The sequence below is a fragment of the Rhodanobacter fulvus Jip2 genome (assembly GCF_000264315.1).
Taxonomy (GTDB): Bacteria; Pseudomonadota; Gammaproteobacteria; order Xanthomonadales; family Rhodanobacteraceae; genus Rhodanobacter; species Rhodanobacter fulvus.
On record NZ_AJXU01000065.1, the window covers coordinates 1 to 11,695 of the forward strand.

The window sequence follows — 11,695 nt, forward strand, 5'->3', positions numbered from 1 at the left end:
CCGCCGGTGGCGTTCAGCGTGAGGTCGCCTGCGGCGCGCAGGGTGCTGCCCTGCTCGGTGGTGGTGTCGACCTGGCTCGACTGGTTGCTGCGCTGGCTGCCGTAGCTGATGGCGATGCCCGGCATGTCGAGCGCGGCCGCGCTGAGGGCGTGCAGCGTGTCCTGCGTCTTCTTGCCGGAGCTGGCCTTCTCGCGCCGCGTCTGCCGCACGTTGCGATACCCGTCCAGCGCCGTGCCGACCATGGCCATCGACAGGCCGTGGCTGCGGGCTTGCTGGGTGGTGGTTTCGTGGTCGGTCTGGGTGGCGGAGGTGATGGTGACGTTGTTGCCCTGCAGGGCAATATTGCCGCCGCTGCTGGCACCCTCCGCGCGCTGGGCGATGAGGTCGCTGCCGATCACCGCCAGGTCGCCGCCGGCCGCCACCGTCAGGTTGCCCTCGGTGCTGCCGATCAGGCTGCCGACGGTGATGTGCTGCTCCACGGTGTCGGTGGCGTTGGCCTTCTGGCTACCGGCGGTGAAGCCAATGCCGCCCAGGCCGCTGGCACCGCCACCGCCGAACACCCCGCTCTTCTTCTTGCTGATGCTGTAGGCCTCGGTGGAAACCTCCTCGGCCGTGCCGATGGTGACGTCATGGCCGGCCGCCAGCGTGACGTCGTGGGTGCCAGCTATCTGCGCGGCCTGGGTGGTCAGGTCGTGCCCGGCCGCCACCGTCACCGACTCGCCGGACAACGTGCTGCCGATGGCGTAGCTGTCGGTGGTGGCGTCGTGGGTGGTGGTGGTTTTGCTGGACAGGAAGCCGCTTTTCTTGCGTTTGGTGTCGAGGGTAGCGCTGTGGTTTTCCACGCCGGCGTTGAGCGCGATGTCGTGCCCGGCGCCGAGTGCGATGCCGCCCTTTTCGCTGCCGAGGGTGGCGGCGGTGGTGGTGATGTCTCGCCCGGCGCTGACCACGATGCCGTTGGCGGCGTCGAGGGTGGTGCCGTGCAGCGTTTCATCGCTGGTGGTCGTGCTGACTGAGGTGCGGCCTTCCTTGTGATGTTCGCTGGTGGTGGTGAGGTCGGTGACGGCGTTGAGCACCACGTCGCGGCCGGCGCTGGCAACCAGCGTATTGCCGGCCTTGAAGGCGGCACCTTCGCTGGTGAGGTCGCGGCCGGCGGCGAGGGCCACGCTGTCGCCAGCGGTGACGCTGCTAACGGTGTGGGTGGTGGTGTGGGTCTCCGAATGGGCATCACGGCTGATGGTGGTTTGTTCGGTGGCCGTAAAGGTGAGGTCGCGGCCGGCCACGAGGGCCGCGTTGCCCCCTGCGTCGACCGTGCCGGCAGTGGCGGTCAGATCGCGGCCGGCAGCCAGGCCGAGATCGCCGCCTGCGCCGATCGATACCTGGTTCAGCGCGAGGTCGCGGCCGGCATTGGCAACCAACATGTCGCTGGCCTTGAGCGCGGCCCCGTTGCTGGTGAGATCGCGGCCAGCCGTCAGGGACAGGTTGCCGGCGCTGACATTGCCGATGGTGTGCGTACCGCTGGACGTGGTCAGCTGCGTGGCGGTCACACCGAGATCACGACCGGCCACCAAAGCGGCATCGCCACCGGCGCTGATCGGCGTGGCGGTGGCGGTGAGGTCGCGGCCGGCGACGAGGCTGAGATCCCTGCCGGCGCTGATCGGCGCCTGATCCAGCAGCAGATCGCGGCTGGCCTGCACGGCCAGGCTGCCGCTGGCGCTGATGCTGCCGCCGGTGGCCAGACCCAGGCGCTGGGCATCGATGGGCGACAGGCTGTCGCCGAGGTTCACGCCACCGAGGTCGACCTTGCCGAGGTCGGCGCCGCTCACCACGTCGCGACCGGCCACCACGGCGACGTTGCCGCCCTGAATGTGCCCGGCGTTGAGCACGTCTTGTGCGGCGCTGATGCTGAGGGTGTCGGCGGCGCTGAGGTTGCCGCTGTTGAGCAGGGTGCCGGCCTTGAGGGTGGCGTCGCGGCTGGCCAGCACGTTGCCGGTGTTGGTGAGGGTGCCGCTGGCGTCGAGGATGATGTCCTGGCCGGCCATGACGGCGCCGCGTTCGCTGGCCAGGTTTTTCGCGTGCTGCGCCGAGAGGTACACCACCGGCACCAGCACCTTTTCGCCGTTCACCTCCTGGCTGACCAGCCACACGATGTCGTCGCTGAGGCTGGCCATCTGCTGCGCGGTGAGCGCCACGCCCACGCTGAGGTCGAACTGGCCAGCGGCGGCCACACCGGCATCCATCAGCTCGCGGTATTGCGCCACGGTGTCGGTGCTGTTGCTGAGGAAGCGGCGGCCGGTGAGCGCGGTGATCTGGTTGAGCACCAGGCGGTTTTCGTAGAAGGCGTCGCCGAGGCGCTTGAGGGTCTGCTCGCCGTTCCAGGGCAGCCGGTCCATCAGGTAATCGCTGCCGTAGAAGCCGCTCATGCTGGCGAAGCGCGGGTCGGTTTCGATCAGATAGCCGGCGCTGCTGCCCGGATGGGTGGTGAACAGGCCGTTGCTGGGCAGCTGGATGTGCCCGCCGGGGGCGTCCAGCGTGCCCACGGTTTGTGCGCCGGGTGCGGGGCCGGCGTTGTGCAGGCCGCCCACTGCGCCCAGGCTGGCACCGCCGGCCACGGCGCCGACACTGCCGGTGCTGGCGCCGGTGATTGCGGGGCCACCGCTATTGCTGCCCAGCGCCGCGCTGGTGTTGACCGGTCGGCCATCCGCGCCCACCACCTGGTTGGTGATGGTGGTGCCATGGATCGCCAGGGTATCGCCGGCGGTCATGTAGGCCGGGGCATCGAGCCCCGGCGTGATGCTCATCCAGGCGGGCGGCGTGCCCGCGATGGCCAGATCGGAGGAGGTCGAGCTCTGGCCGAAGTGATTGACGCTGTTGTCGTCCCAGCAGGTCTTGGTGCCGAGGGCGCATTTGCTTTTTTTCTGCACCTGGATCCAGTTGTCGACGTCGGTTTGCTGAGAAACCGTTGGCATCCAGCCGAGATTGCGGATGCTTTCGCCACCGAGGGTGCCGCTGCCCCCGGCAACGGTGCCCGACTGGCCGTTCACCACCAGATTGCCGGCCGCTGCGATGGTGGATTTGTCGTTGAGCACCGAGCCACCGAGCACGATGTCAGCACCAGAAACGATCTTGCCCTGTGCGCTGGTGCGCAGCAGACGCTGCTGGCTGATCACGGTGGTGGTGGTTTGCCCGGTGGCATTTTCATCGGGGGCGCAGCGGTGGCTATCGTCCAGGCCGGCGCAGTAGGCGATGGCAACGGGGTCGGTGGTCTTGTCCACCACGTATTGCTCGGACGTGGTGTTGTTGGCCTGCTCGGCGCTGGTGAGCGCGTAGGTTTCAGTGTCGAACACGCGCCGCTCGTTGGTGATCTGGCTGGCCGCGAGGGTGATGTTGCCGTCGGCCTCGATGCTGCCGGAGCGGTTGGTGATGGCGCCTGCGCGGCTGCCGCCGGCGTTGGCGGCGATGGTCAGATCCTGCATGGCATAGATCAACGCATCGCGGTTGAGCAGGGTGCCGGTGACGTACAGGTTGACGTTGCCGGTGGCGGCGATCACGGCCGAATCGTAGGCGGCGTTGTCGGTGGCGCTACCCAGGTCGCTGCCGTTGGTGAGGTTGCCGGCGTGGACGGTGATGGCGTCGCCGATCAGAGTGGCGGTGTTGTCGACGCTGGCGGCGGTGATGGCGAGGGTATCGCCCTCGATGCGGCTGGTGTTGGTGAGCGCGCCGGGGGTGGTAAGCGTGGTGGTGGCGCTGTCGATGGTGCCGCTGTTGGCGATGCCGGCGGCCTTGACGGTGAGCGCGCCGACCGCGCCCAGCGTGGCGCCGGTAGCGTTGTCGAGGCTGCCGCTGAAGGTGAGGCTGGCGTTGCGGTTGGCCTTGAGCGTGTTGCCGGCGACGTTGGTGTAGTTGCCGGCGAGGGTGAGGGCAAGGTCGTTGCCGGCCACGACGCGGCCGCTGCCGACGAGGCTGCCCAGGTCCAGGGTGACGTTGGCGTTGGCCGCGGTTTCGCCGCTGCTGTTGTCCAGCGAGGCCAGCGTGAGCACGGTGTTGCCGCCCGCGCCGAGATGGCCCTGGCGGTTGGTCAGGCTGGCCAGTTGGTTGACCCAGGCCAGGTTGCGTGCGGCGTACAGCGTGCCGCTGGTGTTGTCCAGGCTGGCGGCGGTGAGGTTGAGGTCGCGCCCGGCGACCACGGTGCCGCTGCCGGTATTGCCAATGGCGCCGGCGCTGGCCGTCACATCGCCCTGCCCGCCCAGCGTGCCGGCGGTATTGGTGAGTGCGCCGCCGTGCAGGTTCAGCGTGGTGGCGCCCTGGGCCGCGTTGGCGACACGGCCGGCGCTGTTGTCCAGCGATGCGGCATCGAGCGAAAGCGTGGCGGTGTTGCGGCCGCTACCGGCCTCGATGCGACCGTGGCCGTTGCTCAGTTTGCCGACGGCGCTGGCCGCCAGGGCGCCCGTCGCCTGCAGCGCGCCGTTGCGGTTGTCCAGATCGCCGCCGCTGGTTGCCGCCAGGTCACCGCCGGCATAGACCTGGCCGGCGTTGGCGAGGCTGCCCACGTGCAGGTTGACCGCGCCGTTGCCGGCGATGAAACCGCCCGCGGCACTGGTCAGACCCCGCGTGATGTACAGCGACAGCGCATCGCTGCCGAGCGCCTTGATCTGGCCGGTGCCGTTGGTGAGGCTGTCGGCGTGCAGGGTGAAGCCATCGCTGGCTTGCAGGTTGCCGCCGGTGTTGAGCAGGGCCTGGGTCAGGGTGATGCCGAGGGCGTTGCCCGCAAGCGTGCCGCCGGTGTTGTCCAGCGACTGCGCCGTAACGGTAACGTCGCCGCTGAAGGAGGCACTGCCGCCAGCATTGCCGAAGGCGCCGCCGCTGGTGAGCTCCAGCGCGCCGTTGCCGGCGATCGAACCGGCGCTGTTGTCGAGTGCGCCATCCACATCGAGGGTGAGCAGGCCGCTGCCGGCATGGGCGATGTGGCCGTCGGCGTTGAGCAGGGTGGCCGCCTGCAGCGTGAGGTCACCCGCATTGCTGGCAATACTGCCCGCGCTGTTGTCGAGGGTACCGCTGATGTCGAGCGTGGAGGCGGCCGCGCCGGTCTGCAGCAGCTGGCCGCCGCGGTTGACGAAGCTGGCAGCGCCCAGCGCCACGTGGCCGGCCTGCAGCTTGCCGCCGCTGTTGTTTAGCTGGCCGGTGGCCCGCAGGGCGAGGTTGCCGTTGGTGGCGAGGTCGCCGTTGCGCAGGTTCAAGCCACCCAGGGTGGCGGTCAGCCCAATGGCGCCGCCGGCGCGCGTGGTGGCACCGTCCAGGTCGAGGCTGGCGCCGTGCAGATCCAGCGTGGTGGCGGCCAGGTTGCGGCCTTGAGCCACCAGCGCGGCGGTGGTGTCGACACTCAGGGCGCCGGTGCCGGCAAGGCTGCCGTCAGCCTGCACGCCGGCGCCAAGCACGCCGCTGGAATCGAGGCTGCCCGCGCCGATGTCCAGGTCGCCCTGGCCGGCCAGCGTGCCCGTATTGGCCAGCTGGCCGGTGACCATCCATTGCGCGGCGGTACCGGCGTAGGTAGTGCCTCGATTGTTCGCATGGCCGCCGACGCTGACCGTCTGCGCGGCACCGCTGCGCAAGAGGCCCGTGTTCTGCAGATCGCCGGTGAGGGTGGCCGTCAGGTCGTGATCCGCACGCAGCGTGCCACTGCTGGAGAGGCCATCGGCATGCACGGTGCCATCAGTACCGGCGTAGATCAGGCCGGCATTGGTGACCTTGCCGCTGCTGGCCAGGTTCAGTGCCTGGGCGGCATAGAGCCAGCCTTGCGCGCCCACGTCGACGGCGTCGCCGGCCGTCAGGTACAGGTCCTGCCCGGCCTGCAGCACGCCGCCGGCATGCACCGGTCCGGTCGCCGCCACAGTCAGACGACGGGCGGCCAGCAGGTTGCTGCCGGTGTCGGCATCCAGCCGACCGATGGTCAGGCTGACATCACTCTTGCCGTCGATCAGGCCCTGGTTGTGCAGGGCATCGGCCGTAATCGTCAGCGCGCCGCCGGACTGCCATTGACCGCTGTTGTCGACCTGGCCGCCCTGCACGGTGCTGCTGCCGGCGCTGACAACGGTGCCGGCGTTGTCCAGCGACTGCGTGCCCGTGAGTTGCGCGCGCCCATTTGCGCTGAGCGCGCCGGCATTGTCGAGCACCAGGGCGCCGAGCGTTGCGTCGCCACCATCGGCAAGCAGGTGACCGCTGCTGGAAAGCCGACCGTCGGCGCGGAGATCAAGGCTCGTCAGCGCCTCGACAGTGCCGGCGTTGTCCATGCCAGCCGCGTGCATGGTGATGCCCTGCCCCGCATAGACATCGCTGGCCGCGGACAAGGAAAGTGCGCCGCCGGCGTCCACGGCAACCGCGCCGCTTGCGGCATACAGCTTGCCGCTGTTGCGGATGTCACCGGTGCCGGTGAGGTTGGCTCCCTCGCCCGCGTAGAGCGTGCCGCTGTTGCCCACATCGCCATTGCCGCGGACGTCCAGACGTCCATTTGCGGCCAGCGTGCCGCTGTTGTCGATCCCGGTGGCCTCCACGGCAAGGTCGCCGGTGGCGGTGAGCTTGCCGGTGACCACCAGCTTGCCGGCGCTGGTGAGCTGGAAGTCGCCGGCCTGGGCGGCGATCTCGCCGCTGTTGCGCACGCCCACGCCGGCTTCGGTGCCCAGCAGGTGGATCTTGTCGGCGTACATGCCACCCAGCGCGGCCACATCCAGGCTCACGCCCGGCGCCACGCCATCGCCATTGATCGCCTGCGTCGCCAGATCGGCATAGCCGACCTGGTTGGCGCCGGTGACCACGTTGAGGTTGTGCGCCCAGACCTTGGCGTTGGCCTGCACCGCACGCGCGATCAGATCGAGCCGGTCGGGGCGCGTGGCGTCGAGGCCGCCGCCATTGATGGCGATGGCGCCGCGGGTAACCCGGAACGCCTGCAGGCTGCCGTCGCCGCCGAACACCGGCGTACCGGTGGTCAGCACGCTGCGGGTAGTGTTGATGAAACCGCCGCCGTTGACGCTGATGCCGTTGGGGTTGGCCACGATCACGTCGGCGGCCTTGCCGGCCACTTCGGTATAGCCGTTGAGTGCGCTGGCGCGGGTGCCGGTGACCTCGTTGAGGATGATGCGCGCCGATGGTCCCGCGCCAAGGTTCGTGTTGCCCACGATCATGCCGGCCAGTTGGGTCTGGCTGACCGCGCCGCTGTTGTTGAGGATCAGCCCCTTGCTGTCGACATCGAAGGACTGGAATTGGTTGTGCGACACGCCGCCCGCCGAGGGCGCCACAATGTTGACCACCGGGGTGCCGTTGGCCGCGGTATCCATGCCCGGGCGATGCAGTCCAGCCTGCGCATCCGGCACGGCTTGGGCCTGGCTGGCCGCCGGAGCGCCGAGGAGTGCAACGGCGATGGCGATGGCCAGCGTGTTCAGGCCCTGGCGAAGCGCGTGTGGGGAATGGATGGTGGTCATGGTCTCGTTCCCTGATTCATGGCTGTCGCCGGCGTGGTTGGGCGGCGGGATGGCGGTTGCCTGGCGCTTTCGGCTCCTCCCCCTGCTCGCAGGGGGAGGCTGGGAGGGGGTGGCTCGGGCTTGCCGTAAAGATCAAGAGCGAACCCCTCCCCAACCCTCCCCTGCGAGCAGGGGAGGGAGCACGGCGTGGCGTGTTTTTGCTCCTCCCCCTGCGCGCAGGGGGAGGTTGGGAGGGGGTGGTTCGGGGTGGCCGTAAAGATCAAGAGCGAACCCTTCCCCAACCCTCCCCTGCGAGCAGGGGAGGGAGTACGGCGTAGGCCCTTGTTCAATCGCGTGCGGCACGATCAGTACTGGTAGACCAGCTGGAAACCGGTGGCCGGCCGGCGTGTTTCCAGCACGCGGCCGCCCGTCAGTGCCCAGCCCGCGAAAACATCCCAGCCGAGGCGGCCGAGCTGGCCGCGCAGGCCGAACACGCCGCCGCGCAGCGTGTGTTCGGTGCCGTAGATGTTCTTGCTGGGGCCGCCGATGTGGCCCACGTCGAAGCCGACGTATAACGCCGCCGGCAAAGCGCCCAGCGGCGCGGTGAGGGTGTTGCGCCAGGTCCAGCCGCGCTCGGCGGCCAGGGTCTGTTCGCCGTCGAAACCACGTACGGTGTAGCGACCGCCCAGGGTGATGAACTCGGATCCGTAGAGGGTTTCGCCGCTGCATTGCGCATGCAGTTCGGACATCCATTGCAGCGGCAGCGCGCCGGCCTGGAAAGGCAGGTTCAGGGAAGCATCGAGTATCCACAGCCGGTAGCCGAAGCTGGGATCCGAGGGCTGGTGCCCGGGAGCATCGCGCTGGCCACCGAACCAACTCACGCCGCGGCGCTGCGCCAGCCGCAGATCGAGCTGGGCGGCGCCGAGATACTGGCGTTGCACCAGCGCCAGCTCCGCCGAGGTGACGTCACGCCGCTGGGAGGTCACCTCGGTGTCCTCGATGAAGCTGTGTGCCTTGCGCTTGCCCAGGCGCAGTTCCAGCGAGGTCTTGCCCGAACCGTTGCGGTGGATCATGCGCTGCACGGTGAGGTCGGTGGTGCGCGACTTGCCGCGGCTGAGGAAGGTGGTCTGGTAGCCGGCCACGGTCTGGTGATAGGCGTAGTCGTAGGCCGACAGGGTGAACAGCCAGCGGCCGAACGGCACCGAATAGCTGGCGTTGACGCCGCGCGTGCCGTGGCCGGTGCTTTGCCACACGTCGTGGTTGTAGCCCAGCGAGAGGATGTCGTTGATGCCCAGCGGGTTGTCGAATCCCGCGCTGATGCCGGCTTGCCCGCGCCCAGTGGCGCGCGAGCCTGCATCGTCCAGCGTGGCCACCAGATGCCAGGGCCGGCTGCGCTTGACCGTGATGACGAGGTCGGAGGCGCCGGGCACGTCGCCCGGCGCGATGTCGATGTTCACGTCCTGCGAGGGCACCCGCTTCATCTGCTCCAGCCCCTGCTCGACGTCGCGCAGGTTGAGCAGGTCGCCCGGGCGCATCGGCAGGGCGGTCTGCCACGCGCCAGCCAGCGTACTGTCGGCATAGCGGATACGGCGGATGACGCCGGGCACCAGGGTCAGATGCAGCACGCCGGTGGACAGGTCCTGCGCGGCCACACCGACGCGGGTGGTGACGTAGCCGCGATCGATGATCAGGTCCGACGTGCGCCGCACGACCAGCTCGATGCCCCGGCGACCCGCGCACTTGCCGGCATAGCGATCGAGATAGCGTTGCACCCAGGCGAAATCGGCCAGGTGCGGCCCTTCCAGACGCACGCTGTCAAGCCGGAAGCAGGGTTGCTCGGCCGGCAGATCGGTACGGTGAAAGTCGGTGCCGCGCGAGGTGGTCAGCCGCACATCCGGCGTCGCACGCTGCTGCTGCCGCGCCTGCGCCTCGCGCTGCGCGCGTTCGCGTTGCTCCTGCTGATCGAGCGTGGTCTGCGCCAGGCCAATGCATGGCAACAAGGCGATGCATGCAAACAGCCATTTTGCGGTCGCAACACTGCGCCGAGACGTGGAGATCCCTTCCGTATCCAATCCTTTCCCCTGTTGCCGATGCCGCACCGCCGGACCGGGCGGAAGACGCCCCGATGCGCGACCGGAAAACATTACACGCGACCCGACAAGAACCGAACGTATCCCGACCAGAAAGTGTCGACGGCGTCACACTTTTGCGGAAAACCATGTCGGTCCGCATCGGCGGGGCATCGGGTCGAACGCCGTGGACGTGGCGGTGCGCAATCCACGTAAGCTATGCGCTCCCAAGCCGGCGCAGGCCGGCCTTACTTGCTGCGGAGTATCTGTTCTTGAGCGACCTGATCCGCGTCACCTTGCTCGGCATCATCGAGGGCGTTACCGAGTTTCTGCCCATTTCCAGCACCGGCCACTTGCTGATCGCCGAGAAGTTCGGGCTGGGGGCCCGCTCGGATCTGTTCAATATCGGCATCCAGGCGGGTGCGATCCTGGCGGTGACGTTGATCTACTGGAAGCGCATCTGGCAGTTGCTGACGCAATGGCGCGATGCGACCAATCGCGACTACCTGTTGAAGCTGGCGGTGGCGTTTCTGATCACGGCGGTGCTGGGCCTTATCGCGGTGAAGATGGGTTTCAAGTTGCCGGAGACGGTGACGCCGGTGGCGTGGGCGCTGGTGATCGGCGGCGTGTGGATGATCGCTGCCGAGCGGCTGGCGGCGCGCCAGCCCGATCGCACCGAGGTGACGTGGAAGGTGGCCATCCTGGTGGGCATTGCGCAGATGGTTGCGGGGATTTTCCCCGGCCTGTCGCGCTCGGCGTCGACGATTTTCGCGGCGATGCTGTTCGGTACCAGCAACCGCGCGGCGGCGACCGAGTTCGCGTTCCTGGTGGGCATTCCCACGATGTATGCGGCGACCGGCTACGAGTTGCTGAAGGTGGTGAAAGGCGGCGGCGCAGCGCATGAGGACTGGACCGCGCTGGCGCTGGGTTTCGTGGTGTCGGCGATCGTGGCGTTCATCGCGGTGAAGTGGCTGCTCGGCTATATCCGCACGCACACGTTCACGCCGTTCGCGATCTACCGCATCGCGTTCGGCGTGGCGCTGCTGTTGCTGGTGCCGGCCGGCGGCTGAGGCCGGCGCAGCGGCCCCGGCAGCGGCTTACGCCACTTCCGCCAGCGTTTCGGTGCGTACCGGTTTCGGCCGGGCGATGGCGAGGACGGTGTTGGGTGTGGCCACTGTGCACCGATTGGTACGTTCGAACAGCTCGCGCACCCATTCGATGAAGGCCTGCACGCGGGCCGACAGGTGTTTTTTCTGCGGGTAGACGATCCACACCGGTTTGCCGGTGGAGTTGGTGTCGGCCATCACCAGTTCCAGCATGCCTTTTTCCAGCATGCAGGCGGCCAGCATGCGCGGCACCTGGGTGATGCCCAGCCCGGCGGCCACGGCCTGCAGCACGGATTCGCCGTCGTTGATCAGCATGTGCGCGTCGATATCCACGCTCACCTGGCCGTCGGGCGTGTCGAACTGCCACTGCCGCGGACGGCCGTTCGGGTACACGTAGTTGATGCAGCGGTGGTCTTTCAGGTCCTCGATGCTGCGCGGCGCGCCGTACTTGCGCAGGTACTCGGGCGAGGCGCACACCACGTTGCGCAGGTAGCCGATCTTGCGCGCGATCAGGCTGGAATCCTCCAGTTCGCCCACGCGGATGGCGCAGTCCAGTCCCTCGCCGTTGAGATCCGAGGGTGAGTCGCTCATCGACAGTTCCAGCCGGATGTCGGGGTAGCGCTGCTCGAATTCGGTAAGGCGGGGGATCACTGCGGCACGGCCCACCGACAGCGAAATACCGACCCGCAATTTGCCCGTGGGCTTGCTGTTGGCGAAGTTCAGTGCTTCGGTGGCCTCGGCCAGATCGGCCAGGATTTCCCGGCAACGTGCATGGAAAGAGGCCCCATCGTCGGTCAGTCGCAAGGAGCGGGTGGAGCGGAACAACAGCCGCGCGCCGAGCTGGGTTTCCAGTCGCGACACGGCGCGGCTGACGCCTGACGGGGTCATGCCCAACTGGCCGGCGGCGGCGGCGAAACTGCCGGCCTCGACCACGCGGACGAAGGTCGAAATTGCTGAAAAGTCTTCCATCGGTCCCATTCCTCGTCGATTCATGACTGCGGCGCACGAGTGTAATGCCTGAAAAGGGGATTTTCTATACCGTCAGGTACACCTATTCTCTCGACCCTCGCCG

General features: G+C 68.3%; 4 protein-coding genes. 1 reads left to right on the forward strand and 3 read right to left on the reverse strand.

The annotated features are described in order from the left end of the window. Both UU9_RS13980 and UU9_RS13985 read right to left on the reverse strand, forming a co-directional pair. Positions 1–7,469 (reverse strand): two-partner secretion domain-containing protein (locus UU9_RS13980; RefSeq protein WP_007082414.1); only part of this gene is annotated, 7,469 nt, incomplete at its 3' end. A gap of 344 nt (positions 7,470–7,813) precedes the next feature. Next, complete coding sequence (locus UU9_RS13985) at positions 7,814–9,445, reverse strand: ShlB/FhaC/HecB family hemolysin secretion/activation protein (protein WP_237710293.1); 1,632 nt, start codon at positions 9,443–9,445, stop codon at positions 7,814–7,816. Positions 9,446–9,789: 344 nt separating this feature from the next. Here UU9_RS13985 and UU9_RS13990 point away from each other — a divergent pair, with 344 nt between their 5' ends. After that, entirely contained in the window at positions 9,790–10,587 is a 798-nt protein-coding gene (locus UU9_RS13990; RefSeq protein ID WP_007082416.1) for an undecaprenyl-diphosphate phosphatase, read from the forward strand. A gap of 27 nt (positions 10,588–10,614) precedes the next feature. Here UU9_RS13990 and UU9_RS13995 read toward each other — a convergent pair whose 3' ends face one another. Next, a complete protein-coding gene (locus UU9_RS13995; protein ID WP_007082417.1) occupies positions 10,615–11,592 on the reverse strand; it encodes a LysR family transcriptional regulator in 978 nt (325 codons plus the stop codon). Between the last annotated feature and the right edge of the window lie 103 nt (positions 11,593–11,695).

What these genes read in the sequence shown, in the direction of transcription:
- UU9_RS13995 (WP_007082417.1), bottom strand. Translation starts at nt 11,592, where the DNA reads ATGGAAGACTTTTCAGCAATTTCGACCTTCGTCCGCGTGGTCGAGGCC.